The 20,607-nt window shown below is 35.5% G+C and carries 19 protein-coding genes; 17 read left to right on the top strand and 2 right to left on the bottom strand.

What is annotated here, in order from left to right; all coding sequences use genetic code 11:
• Nucleotides 1–18 precede the first annotated feature (18 nt).
• From lepA to O3617_RS01365, 14 genes are all read left to right on the top strand, one after another.
• A complete protein-coding gene (lepA, locus tag O3617_RS01430; RefSeq protein WP_371448223.1) occupies nucleotides 19–1,818 on the top strand; it encodes a translation elongation factor 4 in 1,800 nt (599 codons plus the stop codon).
• 1 nt (nucleotide 1,819) lies between these two features.
• Nucleotides 1,820–2,998 (top strand): radical SAM family heme chaperone HemW, encoded by a 1,179-nt coding sequence (gene hemW / locus O3617_RS01425; RefSeq protein ID WP_371448222.1) that lies wholly within the window; start codon nucleotides 1,820–1,822, stop codon nucleotides 2,996–2,998.
• Between the two features lie 81 nt (nucleotides 2,999–3,079).
• Nucleotides 3,080–3,682 (top strand): nitrite/sulfite reductase, encoded by a 603-nt coding sequence (locus O3617_RS01420; RefSeq protein WP_371448220.1) that lies wholly within the window; start codon nucleotides 3,080–3,082, stop codon nucleotides 3,680–3,682.
• A 278-nt stretch (nucleotides 3,683–3,960) separates the two neighbouring features.
• Nucleotides 3,961–4,977 (top strand): heat-inducible transcriptional repressor HrcA, encoded by a 1,017-nt coding sequence (gene hrcA, locus O3617_RS01415; RefSeq protein ID WP_371448218.1) that lies wholly within the window; start codon nucleotides 3,961–3,963, stop codon nucleotides 4,975–4,977.
• A gap of 12 nt (nucleotides 4,978–4,989) precedes the next feature.
• A complete protein-coding gene (gene grpE / locus O3617_RS01410) occupies nucleotides 4,990–5,541 on the top strand; it encodes a nucleotide exchange factor GrpE (RefSeq protein ID WP_371448216.1) in 552 nt (183 codons plus the stop codon).
• A gap of 27 nt (nucleotides 5,542–5,568) precedes the next feature.
• Nucleotides 5,569–7,407 carry a molecular chaperone DnaK gene (dnaK, locus tag O3617_RS01405; protein WP_371448214.1) on the top strand — a complete coding sequence of 613 codons (1,839 nt, stop codon included), beginning with the start codon at nucleotides 5,569–5,571 and terminating at the stop codon, nucleotides 7,405–7,407.
• Between the two features lie 16 nt (nucleotides 7,408–7,423).
• On the top strand, nucleotides 7,424–8,581 hold the full coding sequence (dnaJ, locus tag O3617_RS01400) for a molecular chaperone DnaJ (RefSeq protein WP_371448212.1): 1,158 nt from the start codon (nucleotides 7,424–7,426) through the stop codon (nucleotides 8,579–8,581).
• 56 nt (nucleotides 8,582–8,637) lie between these two features.
• On the top strand, nucleotides 8,638–9,501 hold the full coding sequence (locus O3617_RS01395; protein WP_371448211.1) for a 50S ribosomal protein L11 methyltransferase: 864 nt from the start codon (nucleotides 8,638–8,640) through the stop codon (nucleotides 9,499–9,501).
• Nucleotides 9,498–10,229, top strand: coding sequence for a 16S rRNA (uracil(1498)-N(3))-methyltransferase (locus O3617_RS01390; protein WP_371448210.1), 732 nt, complete (start codon nucleotides 9,498–9,500; stop codon nucleotides 10,227–10,229). The genes O3617_RS01395 and O3617_RS01390 overlap by 4 nt, the downstream gene beginning before the upstream one ends.
• A gap of 50 nt (nucleotides 10,230–10,279) precedes the next feature.
• Complete coding sequence (gene mtaB / locus O3617_RS01385) at nucleotides 10,280–11,575, top strand: tRNA (N(6)-L-threonylcarbamoyladenosine(37)-C(2))-methylthiotransferase MtaB (RefSeq protein ID WP_371448209.1); 1,296 nt, start codon at nucleotides 10,280–10,282, stop codon at nucleotides 11,573–11,575.
• A 16-nt stretch (nucleotides 11,576–11,591) separates the two neighbouring features.
• On the top strand, nucleotides 11,592–11,936 hold the full coding sequence (locus O3617_RS01380; RefSeq protein ID WP_316580245.1) for a histidine triad nucleotide-binding protein: 345 nt from the start codon (nucleotides 11,592–11,594) through the stop codon (nucleotides 11,934–11,936).
• Nucleotides 11,937–12,125: 189 nt separating this feature from the next.
• Nucleotides 12,126–12,305, top strand: coding sequence for a 30S ribosomal protein S21 (rpsU, locus tag O3617_RS01375; RefSeq protein ID WP_004695751.1), 180 nt, complete (start codon nucleotides 12,126–12,128; stop codon nucleotides 12,303–12,305).
• 122 nt (nucleotides 12,306–12,427) lie between these two features.
• A complete protein-coding gene (locus tag O3617_RS01370; protein WP_005379010.1) occupies nucleotides 12,428–12,871 on the top strand; it encodes a GatB/YqeY domain-containing protein in 444 nt (147 codons plus the stop codon).
• Nucleotides 12,872–13,032: 161 nt separating this feature from the next.
• Nucleotides 13,033–14,934, top strand: a complete 1,902-nt coding sequence (locus tag O3617_RS01365; protein WP_323725814.1) for a glutamine synthetase — start codon at nucleotides 13,033–13,035, stop codon at nucleotides 14,932–14,934.
• Nucleotides 14,935–15,011: 77 nt separating this feature from the next.
• On the opposite strand, the gene O3617_RS01360 is transcribed toward O3617_RS01365, so the two are convergent.
• Both O3617_RS01360 and tpx read right to left on the bottom strand, forming a co-directional pair.
• Nucleotides 15,012–15,407, bottom strand: coding sequence for a phosphate-starvation-inducible protein PsiE (locus O3617_RS01360; RefSeq protein WP_371447085.1), 396 nt, complete (start codon nucleotides 15,405–15,407; stop codon nucleotides 15,012–15,014).
• Nucleotides 15,408–15,466: 59 nt separating this feature from the next.
• On the bottom strand, nucleotides 15,467–15,982 hold the full coding sequence (gene tpx / locus O3617_RS01355; protein ID WP_371448207.1) for a thiol peroxidase: 516 nt from the start codon (nucleotides 15,980–15,982) through the stop codon (nucleotides 15,467–15,469).
• Between the two features lie 197 nt (nucleotides 15,983–16,179).
• On the opposite strand from tpx, the gene O3617_RS01350 reads away from it, so the two are divergent.
• The 3 genes from O3617_RS01350 to O3617_RS01340 are packed head-to-tail and all read left to right on the top strand — an operon-like array spanning nucleotide 16,180 to nucleotide 20,401.
• Nucleotides 16,180–17,895: an ABC transporter ATP-binding protein gene (locus tag O3617_RS01350; protein WP_371448206.1), complete on the top strand. Its 1,716-nt coding sequence runs from the start codon at nucleotides 16,180–16,182 to the stop codon at nucleotides 17,893–17,895.
• Nucleotides 17,895–19,625 carry an ABC transporter ATP-binding protein gene (locus O3617_RS01345; protein ID WP_371448204.1) on the top strand — a complete coding sequence of 577 codons (1,731 nt, stop codon included), beginning with the start codon at nucleotides 17,895–17,897 and terminating at the stop codon, nucleotides 19,623–19,625. Before O3617_RS01350 ends, O3617_RS01345 begins: the two co-directional genes overlap by 1 nt.
• Entirely contained in the window at nucleotides 19,607–20,401 is a 795-nt protein-coding gene (locus tag O3617_RS01340) for a TrmH family RNA methyltransferase (RefSeq protein ID WP_371448203.1), read from the top strand. The genes O3617_RS01345 and O3617_RS01340 overlap by 19 nt, the downstream gene beginning before the upstream one ends.
• The last annotated feature ends 206 nt before the right edge of the window (nucleotides 20,402–20,607 follow it).

Raw genomic sequence — 20,607 nt, 5'->3', positions numbered from 1 at the left:
TGAACTTGTTCACATAGTATGTCAACGAAAAAGATTAGAAACTTCTGTATTATAGCTCATATCGACCATGGTAAATCTACTATCGCTGATAGATTAATTGAATATACTGGTACTCTACAAAAACGAGAAATGGAAGCACAAGTATTGGATTCCATGGATTTAGAACGTGAACGTGGTATTACTATTAAAGCGCAATCCGTTCGTATTTTGTATAAGGCTCAAGATGGTAAAGAATACATTTTGAACCTTATTGATACACCGGGCCATGTGGATTTCAGCTATGAAGTATCTCGCTCTCTAGCAGCTTGTGAAGGAGCATTGCTTGTAGTAGATGCTGCACAAGGTGTAGAAGCACAAACGTTGGCAAACGTATATCTCGCTTTAGAACATGACCTTGAGATTATACCTGTAATTAATAAAATCGATTTGCCATCTGCAGATCCTGAACGAGTTAAGCAAGAAATTGAAGACATTATAGGTTTAGATGCCTCTGAAGCTGTCTTATGCTCTGCTAAATCTGGTGTCGGTATTCTTAATATTTTAGAAGCTATTGTCAATAAGGTTCCACCTCCACCAGATAAATCTGATGAACCAACACGAGCATTGATCTTTGATAGCCGCTTTGATGCGTATAAGGGGGCCATTGCTTATGTTCGTGTGAAAGAAGGGGCTATTAAGGCAAAAGATACAATCCGCATGATGCATGATAAAAAAGATTTTGATGTTACAGAGCTTGGTATCTTTACACCAAATCTTGTGCCTGTTCAAGAATTACCATGTGGTTCTGTAGGTTGTATTGCTGCTAGTATTAAAAATGTAAAGGATTGTCACGTTGGTGATACCGTAACATTGGCTGATAACCCTGCACCTGAACCATTACCTGGCTATCGCAAAGCCGTATCCATGGTATATTGTGGCTTATACCCAACAGATTCTAAGGATTATGAAAATCTTCGTGATGCATTAGAAAAGTTACAGCTTAATGATGCTGCCTTAGAATATGAAGCAGAAACATCCTTGGCTCTAGGTTTTGGTTTCCGTTGTGGTTTCCTAGGCTTACTACATATGGATGTTATTCAAGAGCGCTTAGAGCGTGAATATAATCTAACACTTATCACTACGGCTCCATCTGTTAACTACAAGGTGTATAAGACTAATGGGGAAATGCTCGAAGTGGATAACCCTGCCAAATTACCACCTCCAACGGAAATCGATTATATTGAAGAACCATATGTTAAGGCTACCACCATTGTACCTAAGGATTTTGTTGGTACTATTATGGAATTGTCTCAAGATAAACGTGGCGAATATCAATCTATGGAATACTTGGATGAAACGCGTGTATCCGTTGTATATCACTTACCATTGAGTGAAATCATTTATGATTACTTTGATAAATTAAAATCTGCTACAAAGGGGTATGCATCTCTTGATTATGAATTGATTGGATATAAACAATCTCCAATGGTTAAGATGGATATCTTATTAAATGGAGAACCTGTAGATGCATTATCTATCATTGTTCATAAGGATCGTGCTGCTACACGTGGCCGTGCATTAGCTGAGAAATTAAAAGAATTAATTCCTCGTCAAATGTTTGAAATTCCTATTCAAGCAGCAGTAGGTACGAAAATTGTAGCCCGTGAAACTGTAAAAGCTTGGCGTAAAGACGTTTTAGCAAAATGTTATGGTGGCGATATTTCTCGTAAACGTAAATTGCTAGAAAAACAAAAAGCCGGTAAGAAACGCATGAAAGCTGTTGGTTCTGTAGAGATTCCACAAGAAGCATTTATGGCAATTTTAAAGGTAGAAGATTAATATGGAAACAAATCGTAACGATTTGTTTGTACAGCGGGATATGGGGATATACATCCATATCCCGTTTTGCAAACAAAAATGCATATATTGTGACTTTCCAGCGTATCAAAATTTAGAGGACTATTACGATACATATCTGTATGCCTTGGTTCAAGAAATGACTATGTTCGGTGATGCATATCCTACATCTCGCACTAAACTTGTAGATACTGTTTATTTCGGAGGCGGTACACCAACGGAATTATCCTTATTACAGTTAGAACAAATTTTGAATACTATTAAAACTAACTATAATGTATCTCCTGATTGTCAGTTTACCATCGAATCAAATCCTGGAGAGGTAGATCAGGCTTATTTAAAGGGGTTGCATAAATTAGGATTTTCTCGTATCAGTTTCGGTGTTCAAACCTTTAATGATAAATCTCTTGTAAGTTTACATAGAAGTCACAATCGTGAGGCTGCTATAAATGCAGTTCAAAAGGCCTTTGAGGTGGGATTTCAAGATATTAATATCGATTTAATATATGGATTACCGAATCAAACAACTGATGAAATTAATAAAAATTTAGACATTGTTAGTTCCTTGCCAATTAATCATATTTCTACCTATGGTTTACAAGTAGAACAAGGAACACGATTATATCATTTGGTTGATAAAGGACTCATTTCTTTACCTGATGAATCAACAGAGGATACGATGTATGACATGATGATGCAAGGAATTCAAGATTTGGGATTTGAGCGTTATGAAATATCCAATTTTGCAAGAGATAAGTCCTATAGTAAACATAATCTGAAATATTGGCAATATTGTGATTATTTAGGTTTTGGTGCTGGTGCTCATTCATTTTTTGATGGTGTAAGAAGAGCTAATAATCGCAATGTCATGCCGTATGCTAGAAAAATAGACTGTTTTGAATTTCCTGTTGTAGAAGAGGAAGTTATCGATACCAAAAGAGCTAGAGAAGATTATTGTTTTTTAAGCTTACGAACCAAGTGGGGAATCAATACAGTCGATTTTGCTAACAGATTTAATATAAAATTAGAAGATATATATGGCTCTATTTTAAATCATTTAATTGAAAAGAATTTAATTATACAAGATGGCGATTTATATCATCTTACGCTAGAAGGTGCTAAGCATGGCAATTATGTGTTTAGTCAATTCATAGAAGAGTAATATTTCTCATAGTTTCTCAATAAGTAACATGTTAGGATGAATAGGATGATGATGAATATGCATGCTTATTTAGGAGGAAAGATGAAGACATCTGTTATAATACATGGATTGCATAATGAATTTTCTTTGGATCAAATGAAAGCATGTATAGCACTAGCTGAAAAATATGGCGGTTCCTTTAGACATGTGGTGACTGGTATACAAATTACAGGTATTGACAAAGATGATAAAGATGCTTTAATTGCTGAATTGCCTGAAGGTGTCACTACGGTTATTCATAGAGGCGTCAATTCGCTAATTGCCTGTGTAGGTAAAGGAAAATGTAAAAATGGTCAGATGGAGACTGCTGAATTAGCAGATTATATAGAACGCAAACATTATGGTCGTAAAACAAGTCACAAATGTAAAATAGGAATTAGTGGTTGTGGTCGTAACTGTCCTGATTCTATGGTTAAAGATATCGCCTTTATTGGTACATCTCAAGGATTTATGCTTGCCGTAGGTGGTAATACAGGCATGCGTCCTGAAGCAGGAAAGATATTGATGCGTAAATTATCTGTTGAGCAAGCAAAGAAGGCCGCTGATATATTAATCGATTGGTATGCAGAAAATGGAGAACCAAAAGAGCGTATGGGAAAATTGTTAGAACGTCTTGGAAATCCATTAGAAAATAAAACTTTATAATTTAACAATAGCTCTTAGTTATAAATTGACTAGGAGCTATTTTATATTTGTATACATCTTATAAACATAGATGGGACTTGTCTTTTTGACTAATCCTATAATTTTATTGTCTTGTCTTTTTGACCTATTATTCTATAAAATCATATTGTCTTTTTGACTAAACTGATTTTATTTGGTGTTTTAAGGATAATTTTACTTGACATTTTATTTTGGTATGGTAATATTATACATGCGATTAGCACTCAAACATTTTGAGTGCTAACAAGTGAGGTGTCATTATGGATGAAAGAAAACAACGCATCTTACGAGTGATTATAGAGGATTATGTTAAATCTGCTGAGCCTGTTGGTTCTAGGACGATTGCTAAAAATTATGATTTAGGAATTAGCCCTGCAACAGTGCGTAATGAAATGTCCGATCTTGAGGACTTAGGTTATTTAGAAAAACCTCATACATCAGCTGGACGTATACCGTCATCAAAAGGCTATCGCTTATACGTTGATTCTATGGTGCATCAAAGTCCGGTCTTAAATGAGGATGTGAAACAAATCAATAACATATGGAATGATTCACAGCTATCAAGCAATGAAATGTTATTGCATATGGCCAGACTGGTTTCTCAAGTGAGTCATAGCATGAGCTTGTTATTAGCTCCTGGACATGAGCAAGCACAATTAAAATATATACATATTTTACCTCTTGATGCTCACCAAGCTGTTATGGTTGTGATAACCGCAACTGGTGCACTAGATAATGAATTGATGTATTTTACATCTTCTGTGAAAGCTGATGAACTACAACGATTGGCTATTCAATTTAGCAATGCCGTTCAAAACAAGCTTTTGCGAGATATTACAGCAGTTCATATTAGTGCCATTATCGCACATATAGACGGTCCAAAATCCGTATTATTACAAATCGGAGAAACCTTATTAAGGGCCATCACCAAACGTCGCTTATTTTATTCAGTTGGTGCTACGGAGTTGTTACGTCAACCGGAATTTAAAACGGTAGAAAAAGTACAACCTGTACTTTCACTGTTAGAAGAGCAGCAAGAATTAGGTCATATATTACAAGATAATTCAAAGATGCCAATTAAGATTAAGATTGGATCAGAAAATCAGATGGAATCATTAAGTGATATGAGCCTTATTCAGACAGACTTTTCTAAAGATAATAATCAACTTGGTACATTGGCAATACTAGGCCCTACAAGAATGGAATATGGACGCATTATAAATTTGCTTTCTTATATGAAGCATTTAATGGAAACGATGGCAAGGAATCAATCATAGAAAGGATAAGGCATGTCTGAAGAACAAATTAAACAAGATGTGGTAGACGAAGAAGTTTCTGAGCCTACAGAAGCAACGAAGGATCAATCCGAAGTAAAAAATGCTGAAGAGTCTGTAGTTGATGCAAGTGAGGTGTTAGAAGAATTAAAAGCCGATTTTGATAATCGTTATAAACGCTTACAAGCGGATTTTGAAAATTTTAAACGCCGTACTAATCAAGAAAAAGAACAGTTGGCAGGTTTTGTTAAGGGTGATGTCCTAAAAGATTTGCTACCTGTATTAGATAATTTTGAGCGAGCTGTACAAGCTCCTGCAGAAGGGGATACAAAGGTATTCCTTGATGGATTTGTTATGATTCATCAAAACTTGATGGCTATGTTGTCTAAGCATGGTTTGGCTGTTATTGATGCAGTTGGAAAACCATTTGATCCAAATTTCCATCAAGCAATTATGCGCGTACCATCAGATGAATATGAATCTGATACGGTATGTGAAGTACTGCAAACTGGCTATACTGTGGATGGTCGTTGTATTCGACCAGCAATGGTAAAGGTTGTTGAATAGATTATAAGTATTAGGAGGTCATATATTATGGCAAAGGTAATTGGTATTGATTTAGGGACTACAAACTCTTGTGTTGCTGTTATGGAAGGCGGCGAACCTACGGTTATTACAAACCAAGAAGGTGCACGTACAACTCCTTCCGTAGTTGGTTTTGCGAAAAATGGCGAACGTTTAGTTGGTCAATTGGCTAAACGTCAAGCTGTATCCAATCCAGAAAACACAATTATTTCTATTAAACGTCATATGGGTTCTGACTACAAAGTAACTGTAGAAGGTAAATCTTATACACCTCAAGAAATTTCTGCAATGATTCTTCAAAAGATTAAAGCTGACGCAGAAGCTTACTTGGGCGAACCTGTAAAACAAGCTGTTATTACTGTTCCAGCATACTTTACAGATGCTCAACGTCAAGCTACTAAAGACGCAGGTTCTATTGCAGGTCTTGAAGTACTTCGTATCATTAACGAACCTACAGCTGCGGCTCTTGCATATGGTGTAGATAAAGACGAAGACGGTAAAGTTCTTGTATTTGACCTTGGTGGTGGTACATTCGACGTTTCCATCCTTGAACTTGGTGATGGCGTATTCGAAGTATTGGCAACATCTGGTAATAACCACCTTGGCGGCGATGATTTCGACCAACGTATCATGAACTACCTTATTGAAGAATTCAAAAAAGAAACTGGTATCGATTTATCCAATGATAAATTAGCTGATCAACGTTTAAAAGAAGCTGCTGAAAAAGCAAAAATTGAATTGTCTGGCGTAGCTAGCACAAACATCAACTTGCCATTCATCACAGCTGATGCTACTGGTCCTAAACATTTGGATGTAACATTGACTCGTGCTAAATTTGAAGAGTTAACTGCTGATTTGGTACAAGCTACTATTGAACCTACTCGTAAAGCTATGAACGATGCTGGCTTATCTGCATCTGATATCGATAAAGTATTGTTAGTTGGTGGTTCTAGCCGTATTCCAGCTGTACAAGAAGCTATTAAAAAAGTATTGGGTAAAGAACCAACTAAAAACGTTAACCCAGATGAATGCGTAGCTATCGGTGCTGCTATTCAAGGTGGTGTATTAGTAGGTGAAGTTAAAGACGTATTGTTACTTGACGTAACTCCATTGTCTCTTGGTATCGAAACAATGGGCGGTGTATTCACCCGTATTATCGATCGTAACACTACAATTCCTACATCTAAATCTCAAGTATTCTCCACTGCAGCGGATAACCAACCATCTGTAGATATCCATGTGTTGCAAGGTGAACGTGAATTCGCAGCAGATAATAAAACTTTGGGTCGTTTCAACTTGGATGGCATCCCAGCAGCTCCTCGTGGGGTTCCTCAAATTGAAGTAACATTTGACATCGATGCTAACGGTATCGTACATGTAAAAGCTAAAGATTTGGGTACTCAAAAAGAACAAAAAATTACAATTACTTCTTCTAGCGGTTTGAAAGAAGACGAAATAGAACGCATGGTTAAAGAAGCAGAAGCTCATGCTGCAGAAGATAAAGCTAAAAAAGAAGAATTAGACATTAAAAATAATGCAGATTCTTTAGTATACCAAGCTGAAAAAGCTTTGAAAGACCTTGAAGGTAAAGGCGATGCTGCATTATTGAAAGAAGTTGAAGAAGCTAAAGATAAATTGAAAAAATCTATCGAAGCTGGCAATATTGAAGATATAAAAAAAGATAGTGAAGCTTTGGAACAACCTTTGCACAAATTAGCTGAACAAATGTATGCTGCTGCTCAACAAGCACAACAAGCTGCTGGTGATGCTAAACAAGGTGAACAAACAAAAGCTGACGATAATATAGTTGATGCTGATTACACTGTAGTTGATGACGATAAGAAATAAGAAGGGTTGGTAACTAATGGCACGAGATTATTATGACATCTTAGGGGTAAGCAAAAATGCAACCCAAGATGAAATTAAAAAAGCCTTCCGTAAAAAGGCTCGCCAATACCATCCAGATGTAAATAAAGATAATCCAAAGGAAGCAGAAGCAAAATTCAAAGAAGCTAACGAAGCTTACGAAGTATTGTCTGATGAAACTAAAAAAGCTCAATATGACCAATTCGGCCACGACGCCTTCAAACAAGGAGGCGGCGCTGGGGCCGGTGGTTTCCAAGGTGGCTTTGGCGGTTTCGGTGGTCAGGCTGGTGGCTTCAGTGATATCTTCGGTGATTTCTTTGGCGGCATGTTTGGTGGTGGACACCAACAACATGGTCCTCAAAAAGGCAATGATCTTCGTGAAGATATAGATATATCCTTTGAGGATGCTGCCTTTGGTAAATCCATGGCAATCAACATTCAACGTCATGAAGAATGTAATCATTGTCACGGGACCGGCGGTGAACCTGGATCTAAGGTTGATACATGCCCTAATTGTCATGGCTCTGGTCAAGAGGTTGTTATTCAAAATACACCATTTGGTCGTATGCAATCTGCTCGTACTTGTTCTCGTTGCCATGGCTCTGGTAAGGTCATTGAAAAACCTTGTTCCAAATGTCGTGGATCTGGTGAAATCTTAGTAAAACGAAAAATCGATATTAAGATTCCAGCTGGTGTAGATAACGGATCTCGTCTACGCGTTTCTAATGAAGGGGAACCGGGTATATTAGGTGGTCCAAAAGGTGACTTATACGTTTACATTTACGTACGCCCTCATAAAGAATTTGAACGTAATGGCAATGATGTTATCAGTCGTGTTACTATCAGCTTTGCACAAGCTGCATTAGGTGCGACTATACAAGTGAATACCTTAGATGGTAAAGTAGAATTAAAGATCCCAGAAGGCACTCAAACGGGAACTGCATTCAGACTCAAGGGCAAAGGTATTCCATATCTACGCAATCCTAAACAACGTGGCGATCAACATGTAATCGTTACTGTACAAACGCCTAAAAAATTAACTGATACACAACGTGAATTATTGCTTCGATTTGCAAAAGAAAGTAATGAAGATGTAAATAACTTACAAGTTAGTAAAAGTTTATTTGAAAAAATCAAGGATTGTTTAACTAAATGAACAGCTCTGATGCGTGAATGGTTTGTTCCTGCGCATCAATAGCTAAGGAGCACAATATGCAATGGATAGAAATATCTATTGTCTGTGAAAGAGTAGCCACCGATGAGGTGACTACTCTTTTTGGCGATTATGCAGACAATGGAATTATAGAAGAAGATGTAGATAATCAACCGAATTTAGTACAATTAACGCTTTATGCTGATGCAGCATTAGATCCTAACACGATTGAGTCTGATATAAAGCGGCGTCTTAACGAAATCAATATCGAAATCACATCAATAGATGCACATATGTTAGATGAGTCTACATGGTTCAATTCTTGGCAACAGTATATAGAACCCACAGAAATACTACCTAATTTAATAATCAAACCTGCATGGCAAGAATATGATAATGAATATAATAAGGCCATTATCGAAATCGATTCGGATATATCATTTGGTACTGGTTCACATGAAACTACGAGAACTTGTGCAGAACTTTTACATGACTATAGTAAATCTATGGATTTAGATTCTGTTACATGTTTAGATATAGGGACGGGAACAGGCATTCTGTTGTTAGTAGCTGCTCATATGGGTATAAAACATCTTGTAGGCATCGATATAGAAGAATATGCAGCTAAACAGGCAAGAATTAATTGTGATAATAATCATGTCGTAGCGGATATCATTTGTGGTAATTTGGATACTGATTTTAAGGGTACGGCTCAATTGATTTTAGCGAATTTAACAGTAGATCCTTTAAAAATTTTATTGCCACAAATTGGTAAAAAGCTCGATGATAAAGGTATTCTCATCATTAGTGGTATTATTGATGATAGGTATGATGAGATTATGCCTTATATTAATAAAGATTGGCATATTATTGAGGAGCGCATTGCTGGACCTTGGCATACATTTGCGCTAGAAAAACGATGAAAAAGATATTTATTCCTACACCATTAGATGAATCCATTGTATTACCTAAAGATGTGACTCATCATATATTACATGTATTTCGCCATAATATAGAGAAACCAATTACTGTTACAGGTAGCGATAACCGTTGTGGTATCTATCAGATCGATGATGAGATAAATGGCCTAGCACAAGCTAGTCTTATAGAATATATTGATGCGTCTACATCAATGTATAGAACCATATTAGTACAATCTTATTTAAAAGGTGAAAAATTAGAATGGGTTTTACAAAAAGCTACAGAGCTTAATGTCGATACCGTATATCTTGTGCCCACATTGAATTGCGTTGCTAAGTACGATGCAAAAAAATTACAGTCAAAATATAGTCGTTGGGAAAAGATTATGTTGGAAGCTTCTCAACAATGTGGGCGCACACAGTTACCTACGCTCGTTGTAGGCGAGCCACTTTCGAATGTATTAGACATCGAATCTGAATCTTTAAAGTTGGTTGCCTATGAAAATGAAGCGGGCTATACCATTAAAGATGCTTTAAAGGCTATTAATAGTGATTCTACTAATAGGGATATCTTAATTTGTATTGGCCCTGAAGGGGGCTTTCAAGAGAAAGAAATCAATGATATCATAGAATGTGGTGGTCAATCAGTTACGTTAGGTCACACCATATTACGTGCTGAAACGGCGGCTATTGCTACATTATCTATGATTCACTATGAATTAGAATTATAAAACATTAGATACAGATCTTGTATGGTATATATAAAGAATTGGGAGGTGCAATGAAAACCGTTGCCTTTACAACCTTAGGCTGTCGTGTAAATCAATATGATACCGACGCGATGAAAGGGTTATTTTTACAACATAATTATGAAGCTGTAGATTTTGATGAAAAAGCGGATATCTACGTGATTAATACATGTTCTGTTACCAATATGGGTGAAAAAAAGTCTCGCCAATTGATACGTAAAGCTAAACGTCAAAATCAAGATGCGTACGTTATAGTTACCGGTTGTTATGCTCAATTGGATCCGGATACGATCGCAGCCATTGATGGTGTTAATCTCGTAATTGGCACCAATAATCGTTCAAAAATCGTCGAACTTGTAGAACAGCTTGAGACAACAGAACGTCAAATCAATGCTGTTCGAGACATTATGAAAGAATCTAATTTTGAGGAAATGCCATTATTTGGCAATGAATCCGATAAATCGAGAGCTTTTATGAAAATACAAGAAGGATGTAACAACTACTGTGCCTTTTGTATTATTCCTTATACCCGCGGTAAGTTAAAGTCCCGTAAAGTTGAGGATATCGTCAATGAAGCTAAACGTCTCGTTGACCATGGATTCCACGAAATCGTTTTAACAGGTATTCATCTCGGTAACTACGGTGTAGAATTACCTAATCGACCCACATTAGCTGATGTGGTAAAAGCTCTTTTAGAAATTCCAAACTTACATCGCATACGTTTTGGTTCTATTGAGTCTGTTGAAGTATCGGATGAACTCATAGAATTAATGGCTACTGATAAACGTGTATGCCCACATTTACATTTACCTCTACAAGCTGGTTCTGATCATGTTTTACAATTGATGAAACGTCATTATACATTACAAGAGTATAAGGACTTAATCAAAACTCTTAGAATGCGCATACCTGATTTATCTATTACAACAGATATCATTGCAGGTTTTCCTCAAGAAACAGACGATGATTTCGACGAGACGATGAATACGGTAAAAGAAATTGGTTTTACTCATATTCATGCATTCCCATATTCAATTCGTAAAGGTACACCGGCTGCAACAATGCCAAATCAAGTTCCAGAAGCTGTAAAAAAAACACGTGTAGCATTGTTAAATGATATAAGCGAAAAAGGTTTACATGCGTATGCAACATCTCGTATAGGTAAACCTGGTGAAATCCTCATTGAAAAAGAGGAAAATGGATATTATACAGGCTTAACAAATGAATATATTCATGGTAGAGTTAAATCAGATGGTCAACACTCTATAGGTGATCTTATAGGCGGTACTGTGGTGGCTGTTGAAAAAGATTTTGTAATCATTGAATAAGATAGAGGAGGTCCCCATGAGCGACTGTATTTTTTGTAAAATTATTAACGGCGAAATTCCATCCAAAAAAGTATTAGAAAACGATAAATTCTATGCTTTTTATGATATTGAACCTGTAAAAAAAGTTCATGTACTCATCGTTCCTAAAAATCATGTAGCTAATATTGCTCATATTACTGAGAAGAATGAAGATTATGTTGAAGGTCTATTACCATTTGTTCGTGATGTGGCAAAAGAGCTTGGTATTTCCAAGGATGGTTATCGCTTGATTTTTAATACTGGCGAAAAAGCTGGTCAAAGTGTATTCCATATGCATGCTCACCTATTAGGTGGCGAAGAAATGGGGTGGCCTGAAGCTTAATAGCTTATAATAGGAAAATTATTGATTTTAACGTTGTAAGACATCAAAAAATATTGATTTGTAATAAAATTCCTATAAAATATAGCGGTATATATTGACAGAACCTAGTGTTCTACATATAATATGTATATGTGCGTAAATAAAATTATCAGCACTTCCCTGAGATTAATTTTGGAGGGAGGGATATAGATGTCTGAAATTAAAGTCGGTAAAAACGAAACGCTTGAAAGTGCTCTTCGTCGATTCAAACGCTCCTGCCAAAAAGCAGGTGTTTTGTCTGAAGTAAGAAAACGCGAACACTACGAAAAACCAAGCGTAAAAAGAAAGAAAAAATCTGAAGCAGCAAGAAAACGCAAATTCAGAGCATAAGATGATTACCCTAATTCTGCCTTTTCATGGCTTCATGAAATCCAGAATTAGGGTTTCTTTATATATATTAGTTCTTAAGATACTAATATTTATTTAATGTTTGAGTCGTATAGGAGGTTCCCATGAGTTTAAAAGATCAATTAAAAGAAGATATGAAAGCTGCTATGAAGGCTCGAGAAGAAGGCAAAATAGCTTTATCTGTTATTCGTATGGTCAATAGTGCCATTAAAAATACAGAAATAAATGATAAAATTGAACTTGATGATAATGGTGTATTAGGCATTTTAGCTAAAGAAATGAAAACACGCCAAGATTCTCTTACAGAATTTGAAAAGGCAGGTCGTGAAGATCTAATTAGTCATGTTAAGGAAGAAATAGCTGTTCTTCAAAAATATATGCCAGCGCAAATGACAGAAGATGAAATTCGCGATGTTGTAAAAAAAGCCATTGCTGAGTGCGGAGATAATGTAAATATGGGTAACGTTATGAAACATGTTATGCCACATACTAAAGGCCGTGCAGATGGTAAATTAGTAAATACCATCGTTAAGGAACTATTAGGCTAATATTCATATAAAATTCTATAGAAATTTATTGACAAGAATTTTCTCACTATGGTAATATGTATTCAAGAAAATAATTAGTCAATGAAGACTCCACTGGATAGGTATGCAGTTTGTATATCTATATTGTTGGAGTCTATTTTTATAGTTTAGGAGGAACAATTATGGCTACAAAAGAATTATTGTATTACATTCCTGCAGGTCAATATGGTAAAGAAGGTGTTTTATCTCTATTAGAACAACATCCAGAAATTAAATTCGTATCTTTAGTAGGTATCGACTTAGCTGGTAATGATACAGATGAAAAAATCCCAATGGCTGCATTCTTTGATGATTATGAAGCATTCTTTGAAGGCCGTGCCGTTCAAACTGACGGTTCCTCTGTAGTATTGACTAACATCGCTACATTGAACAACGCTCGTGTTGATATGTGGGGTGACCCAAGTGTAAATTGGTTTGTTGATTACAACTACGAAAACATTGATGAAGCAACAGGTTTGCCAACTGGTACACTTCGTATTCCAGCATTCTTGATGCATAATTACCGCTATGTAGATTCTCGTTCTATCTTGAAACGCAGCTGTGACTATGTTCGTGCAGAATTGTTATCATTGATCAAAGAAAAAGGTGTACCTGGTATGCCTCATGTGAAAGCTGATGATGTGGTAGATATCGTTTTCACATCTGCTACTGAATTAGAATTCTGGGTAAAAACACCTTCCAAAACAGTTACTAAAAAAGAATTGTCCGTTTCTCAACGTTTGCAAGAACAATACTGGCAACGTACACACGGCACTGTTCGGACTGCATTGGAACAAGCCGTAGAACGTCTTGATCAATACGGTATGGAAGCTGAAATGGGCCATAAAGAAGTTGGTGGTGTAAAAGCTAAACTTGATGAAGATGGTCATGAATCCGTTGTATTGGAACAATTGGAAATCGACTGGAAATTCTCTGGTAACCCATTACAAACAGCAGATAACGAATTACAAGCTCGTATTATCGTTCGTGAAGTATTCCGTGAAAATGGTCTTGATGTAACATTCAATGCAAAACCAATTATCGGTGTTGCTGGTTCTGGTGAACATACGCACTTTGGGGTAATGGCAAAATTAAAATCTGGCAAACTTGTTAACTTGTTCAGCCCAGAAGATATGAAAAAAGAATCTGCTAGCTCCTTGGGTATTGGTGCCATCATGGGTCTATTGAAACACTATGAAGCTATTAACCCATTCATCAGTTCTACAACAGATTCCTTGAATCGTTTGAAACCTGGTTTCGAAGCTCCAGTTTGTATCGTAACTTCCTTAGGTAACGATCCTTCTGAACCAAGCCGTAACCGTACAATCCTTTGCGGTTTGATTCGCGATATCGACAATCCAATGGCTACACGTTACGAATTGCGTTCTCCAAACCCTTATACAAATACATACACTGCATTAGCATTGATTTTCATCTCTGCATTTGATGGTATGAAATATGCCATTACAAGTGGTAAAACTCAAGCTCAATTGGAAGCAGAACTTTCCAAAGAAGCTGGTCAAGATGCAGATTACTTACCTAAAGAACGTGCATTCCGTTCTGAAAAAGATGTATTCGAAGACTACACTCAAGAAGAACGTAATCAAATGTTCGGCGTAGCTCCTGCAACAGTATGGGAAAACATTAAAGGTTATAAAAATAATCCTGAACTTGTAAATACATTAGCACAAGGTGATGCATTTGCTCATGACTTAATGGATTCCTTCATTGCATCTATCTTGAAACGTTGGAAACTCGTATTGGCTCACCGTATCATTCCTGATAATATGGATACAGTACGTAAAATGGTATCTATTCACACAGATAGCCGCAATAGCATTGATGACAAACGTTTTGCAGAAGTTAATGACTTACGTTTCTATCTTGCAAAAGATAGCGATGATCGCAAATCCTTGTTCACACGTATTGTAGAAGCTTTACAATCTGAAGATTATGATACTGCATCTGCATTACAAATCGAAATGAATGACAAAATGGAAGAATTAGAAGCTAAATACGCTAATTACAGCAAAAATATTTTCTAATCTTTTGGATATTAAGAAAGGTCCTACCGAATACCGGTAGGACCTTTTTGCGTACTATAGAATCATAAATAATTATATTATTCATCGTGACCAATATATCTTTTTACCAATACTAAACTACATACGAGCACAAAAATAGAGATAGCCCATATGAGGATGTCAAAGGCTGTATCATGGGCAATAATTACTGATCGAACAATGGCCGTAATACCAATATAGAGGAAAAAGTCTAGAGGAAAGTGAAAATTATTTTTAAAGTATTTTACAATCAACGCAATAAACTCAAAATAGAGGAAGAAGGTAATTAATTCTTCAATAAGATTGTAATATGTACTTTCACCATTAATATTTGCCCATGTAATAACACCTAAATTAATAAGTGAATTGACTAAAGCGATACACAAGGCTATACCAACGCCGAGAAGGGCGATATTTTTTATCGTTAATAATAGTTTTGAAAATTTAATCCACATACATAACTCCCATGAAAAGAAAAAGGCCGTACATTGTACGGCCTTAATAGTAGGCGATATTAGATATCAGCTTTGATTGCTTCTAATGCTGCATCGAAATTAACAGCTTGAGTTACTTCTGGTACATATTCAACATATGTTACTTTGTTATCTTTGTTGATAACTACAACACCACGAGATAATAGACGTAATTCTTCGATTAAGAAACCATAGTTTGTACCGAAAGAAGCATCTTTGTGGTCAGACAATGTTTCTACTTTATCTACGCCTGCAGCACCGCACCAACGTTTTTGAGCAAATGGAAGGTCCATAGAAATTGTCAATACTACAACATCATTAGATAAACCTGTTGCATCTTGGTTGAACCAACGAGTTTGTGCATCACATACGCCAGTATCAAGAGAAGGTACTACGGAAATTACCTTTACTTTACCTTCATAATCTTTCAAAGTTTTAGGTTGTAAATCATTAGATAATACAGTGAAATCAGGTGCTTGTTGACCTACTTTAATTTCTGGGCCCACCAATGTAATAGGGTTACCTGCAAATGTTACAACACCAGTACGTTTTTCCATGTTTCATTCCTCCTAAGAGTTTATATACTAAATAGATTAAACAATGTTTCTATGGTTAGTATACCATTTCTATCCATTTTAGTAAACTAATTTTTTCGATATAGTTTGCTATTATTTTGGATATAGTTCAGTTTAATGTTTTTGGTAGAAGAATTATGTAGTAAATGGTACGATAGAAAGAAAACAGGAGGTAGTCGATGAACCCATATGCAATTTTCAAGGAATTTTTTCGTCGTGAAGGTATATATTATCTCATCGGATTAACTATGCTAATCGCAATCGATGTAGCTTTTTTAATCGTACCACAATTAATTGGTAGTGCCATCGATACATTGAGTCATAATAAAGAGGGATTAACCCATTATATATTGTATTTTATTGGTTTATTAATCATTATTACTGTATTGAAAGTTATATCACGTAGAACATTATTAGGATCTATCCGACGTATGGAGTATTTATTCCGCCAAAAATTATGTGCTCGTGCTTTAGAAATCCCTACTACATATTATGATGTTAATGGACCTGGTAAGGTAATGGCTTTGATGACAAATGATGTTACATCATTGCGCGTTGCCCTAGGTTTAGGTGTTATGATCGTCGTTGATATTATTTTATATTCTATATTGGGCTCTATCATATTAATTCAAAAAATAGATTTTATTTTAGCCTTAAAGATTATGACACCGGTTATTTTTATTTTAGGTTCAATTTTTACACTAGGTCGACGCTTACGAAAGAAACAACGTCAGGCGCAAACCACATATAGTGATATGACTGAGTTTGGCCAAGAATTATTCCAAGGTATGGACGTCATTAGGGCGTTTAATAAAGAATCCATTATAGGAGGATTGTTTAATCGTATTAACAAGAAAAATTATTCTGATAATATGAGTGTAGCTATTCTTGATGCTATCTTATCACCTCTAACCATGATTGCACCTTTCATTTGTATCAGTATTAGTATGTATATATGTGGTACGTTAGCTGTAGAAGGTCTTATGACTGTCGGTGAGTTCGTTACAATCAATGCTTTTATTATGCTTATCATCGGACCTTTAATCTCTCTTGGCTCTCTTGTTGCTATCGTTCAAAAGGGCCTTGCATCTCTTGACCGTATTGTCGCATTTATGAGTTTGCCCGTAGAGTGTAATGATACAGATGGTAAACAACTATCACTAGGCGATATAGATATTCGATATTTAACATTCACCCATGATGACTCAAAAGCACCTGCATTACGGCAAGTCAATATTACCTTTAATAAAGGTGAATTCATCGGTATTGTAGGGAAACCAGGTTCTGGTAAGAGCACATTATTTAAGTTGTTACTAGGGTTGCAAAAAGCACCGGCAAAAACGATATATATTAATAATCAAGATATTACGTCACTTCCAATTGGAACTGTGCGAAACTCCATGTCTTATGTGCCTACACAATCATATTTATTAAGTTCTACAATTGCGGATAATATCAGCTTTGGTTATGAAAATCCAAATCATCTTACAGTCTCTGAGGCAGCACATAAAGCTCAACTATACAGGGACTTAGGTGAAGATTTAGAAAATCCATTAAGTGTATTGGCTGAAGAAGGCCGTGATTTATCAGGTGGTCAAAAACAACGTATCAATATTGCACGAGGATTTTATAAGAATGCACCATACTTATTGTTAGACAATTGCTTTTCTGCATTAGATACTATAACAGTGGATGAAATACTACACACATTACGATCCATAACAGATAAAACAATTTTGTGCATCTCACAACGACTAGAGGTTATAAAACAGGCAGATCGCATTATTGTATTTGACGATGGGATGATTCGTGAGGTAGGAACACACGATGAATTAATGGATCTAAAAGGTTTATATTATCAAATGTATACTGCTCAAAATAAGGAGGCCAAGTAATGAAATTAAAATATAATGATTGGCGTCTGTTTGCATACTTAACGCGATATATTAAGCCTTATTTATGGCTCCTTATTTTAGCTAGTATAGCTCTTATTAGCAATCTATTATGCTCACTCATACGTCCCTATCTTTCGAAACAAGCTATTGATTTAGGCTTTGCTATGAAAGATTTGAATACTATTCAGCATTATGCTGGATTATATGCATTAACTATAGTTGGCAGCATTGTCTTTATCCTCTTGCAAAACTATTTATTATCTACATTTGGGCAGAAGATTATTTTTCATATACGCAGTACGGTATTTGAAAAAATTCTTCATAAATCCGCTGAAGATTTTCAGTCTTTGCCTATAGGTAATTGGGTAACCCGTATTACTAATGATGTAGAATCATTGCGTACATTATATACAGATGTATTGCTAAAACTTATAAGTAGTGCATTGATGATTTTAGGTATATTAGCTTTTATGTATGCCATTAATGTGCCCTTAGCAATTGTTATGACCTTGTTAATTCCTATCATGGGATGTATTATCTGGGTGTATCAAAAATTCTCCAGAAAAGCTTTTAGACAAGTTCGTTCTTCTGTAGCAGCATCTAATTCGAGCATCAAAGAATTGTTGAATTACATATTAATTGTAAAAACTTATTTAGGTGAAAGAAGTATTGAACAACGGTACGATTCTGTTAATCGTGAGTTTTTAAAAGCCGGTATATTTGAGGTTACAACCTTTTCTATTTTTAGACCTCTCGTAAATGGTTTGTTCTTTGTGGCACTCATTGTTATTTTTACAATGACAAATCTATTAGAATCCGTAGCAGATGCAGGTACGGTATTTGCATTTATACAATATATGGATCGATTCTTTCAACCTATGAAAGAAATTGCTGATAAATATAATTCCTTGCAAAGTGCATTGGCCGGTGCAGAACGATTGATTCCTATTTTGGATGAACCAAAGCGCGAGTTGATAACAACTGTTCCCAATGAATTTAAAACGATTGATACCATCGAATTAAGAGATGTGTATTACTCCTATGATAACAGTGATGTATATGCTTTGAATAACATTTCTTTTACAGTAAAAAAAGGGGAGTATCTTGGTATTGTAGGACTATCTGGTAGTGGAAAATCAACATTACTTTCATTATTGATGGGAATATTGCGACCTACAAAAGGCAACATTTATATTAATGGTCATGATATTAGCCAATATGATTCTTCAATGATTAGAAATATTATGGGCTATGTATTTCAAAATGCATACTTATTTAAAGGGACGATTCAAGATAATCTTAATTTATATGATTCCTCTATCTCTATGGATACTATTATAGACGCTACCAAAAAGGTCAAATTACACGATATGATTGAATCTTTGCCAGATGGATATCAAACATCAGTAGGATATTTGGGATCGCTATTATCAGATGGACAAAAGCAATTATTAGCCTTTGCAAGAACGTTGATTTTAAATAGACCTATTTTATTGCTTGATGAAGCTACGGCAAATATCGATAGTCATACGGAATCACAAATTCAAGAAAGTATTGAAACTATACGTGGTGAAAAAACAATTATAAATGTAGCACATCGTTTATCAACTGTACAAAAAGCAAATAGAATTCTAGTTCTTTCTTATGGTAAGATTGTGGAAGATGGAACATTTGATGAGCTTATGCAACATAAGGGGGATTTTTACGAGTTATGGAATCACCAAAAATAGATTACATTCAATCGAAAGACAATAAGACTATAAAACATATTATCAGTTTACAACAGCGAAAATATCGGCAAAAATTTAGTGAATATACGGTGGAAGGAATTCGTGCTGTAACGGATATAGGAAAAAAAGGATTTTTGCGCTCTATTTTAATTAGAGAATCAAAGCGAAGTGAATTGGAACCATTAGTGCAAACAGGTTTTACTGTTTCTTCCGTCTATGTAGTACAAGATCCAATATTTGATAAAATTGAGCACTCTGTAAATGGACAGGGTATACTAGGTATAGCGAAAAAATATGTTAATGATTTGCATTCATTTATAGTAGAGGATGGATTATATGTCGCACTAGATGGTGTACAGGATCCGGGAAACTTAGGTACCATAATTCGTACAGCTGTGGCTGCTGGTGCAAAAGGTATATTCTTGTTAAAAGGAACCGTAGATCCTTTTAACGAAAAATGCGTACGCAGTACGATGAGTGCGCTTTGCAATATTCCAATTTTTGAAGATGTAACATTATCTGAGTTTTATGATTTTATAAAGGATAATACGATAAAAACCTATGTTACCTCACTAGACAATGCAAAGCCATATCATACCATATCATATTCTAAACGAACCATGATTATACTTGGTAATGAAGGAAATGGAGTGTCTAGAGACATTATTGAAATGTGTGACCAGGCTATTACAATTCCCATGTATGGTGATATAGAATCTTTAAATGTATCAATTGCGGCCGCCCTATGTATGTATAAGGTAAGAGAACAAATTTAATATATCTTATAACGATACCCTGTCATCGATCATTTTGGATGACAGGGTATATAATTTTCTATAGTACTATAAAATATGATTATCTATGATAGAAGGGTATATAAATTATGTGAAAACGATATAAAAAGTCCGTTTCCAGTACACAAGTATTGCTATTTTGTATTGATTTAATATACCTGTATTTGGTAAAATAACATATATCTTTT

It is taken from the genome of Veillonella sp. 27098_8_77 (assembly GCF_041431535.1).
GTDB lineage: Bacteria > Bacillota > Negativicutes > Veillonellales > Veillonellaceae > Veillonella.
The sequence above is the reverse complement of the archived record's forward strand: the minus strand, read 5'-3'. Positions and strand labels throughout refer to the sequence as shown.

Coding starts and splice junctions, on each gene's coding strand:
- O3617_RS01345 (WP_371448204.1), top strand. CDS start 17,895: ATGAAATTAAAATATAATGATTGGCGTCTGTTTGCATACTTAACGCGA.
- dnaJ (WP_371448212.1), top strand. CDS start 7,424: ATGGCACGAGATTATTATGACATCTTAGGGGTAAGCAAAAATGCAACC.
- grpE (WP_371448216.1), top strand. CDS start 4,990: ATGTCTGAAGAACAAATTAAACAAGATGTGGTAGACGAAGAAGTTTCT.
- O3617_RS01360 (WP_371447085.1), bottom strand. CDS start 15,407: ATGTGGATTAAATTTTCAAAACTATTATTAACGATAAAAAATATCGCC.
- O3617_RS01380 (WP_316580245.1), top strand. CDS start 11,592: ATGAGCGACTGTATTTTTTGTAAAATTATTAACGGCGAAATTCCATCC.
- dnaK (WP_371448214.1), top strand. CDS start 5,569: ATGGCAAAGGTAATTGGTATTGATTTAGGGACTACAAACTCTTGTGTT.
- O3617_RS01390 (WP_371448210.1), top strand. CDS start 9,498: ATGAAAAAGATATTTATTCCTACACCATTAGATGAATCCATTGTATTA.
- O3617_RS01365 (WP_323725814.1), top strand. CDS start 13,033: ATGGCTACAAAAGAATTATTGTATTACATTCCTGCAGGTCAATATGGT.
- O3617_RS01350 (WP_371448206.1), top strand. CDS start 16,180: ATGAACCCATATGCAATTTTCAAGGAATTTTTTCGTCGTGAAGGTATA.
- mtaB (WP_371448209.1), top strand. CDS start 10,280: ATGAAAACCGTTGCCTTTACAACCTTAGGCTGTCGTGTAAATCAATAT.
- hrcA (WP_371448218.1), top strand. CDS start 3,961: ATGGATGAAAGAAAACAACGCATCTTACGAGTGATTATAGAGGATTAT.
- lepA (WP_371448223.1), top strand. CDS start 19: ATGTCAACGAAAAAGATTAGAAACTTCTGTATTATAGCTCATATCGAC.
- O3617_RS01420 (WP_371448220.1), top strand. CDS start 3,080: ATGAAGACATCTGTTATAATACATGGATTGCATAATGAATTTTCTTTG.
- O3617_RS01395 (WP_371448211.1), top strand. CDS start 8,638: ATGCAATGGATAGAAATATCTATTGTCTGTGAAAGAGTAGCCACCGAT.
- tpx (WP_371448207.1), bottom strand. CDS start 15,982: ATGGAAAAACGTACTGGTGTTGTAACATTTGCAGGTAACCCTATTACA.
- hemW (WP_371448222.1), top strand. CDS start 1,820: ATGGAAACAAATCGTAACGATTTGTTTGTACAGCGGGATATGGGGATA.
- rpsU (WP_004695751.1), top strand. CDS start 12,126: ATGTCTGAAATTAAAGTCGGTAAAAACGAAACGCTTGAAAGTGCTCTT.
- O3617_RS01370 (WP_005379010.1), top strand. CDS start 12,428: ATGAGTTTAAAAGATCAATTAAAAGAAGATATGAAAGCTGCTATGAAG.
- O3617_RS01340 (WP_371448203.1), top strand. CDS start 19,607: ATGGAATCACCAAAAATAGATTACATTCAATCGAAAGACAATAAGACT.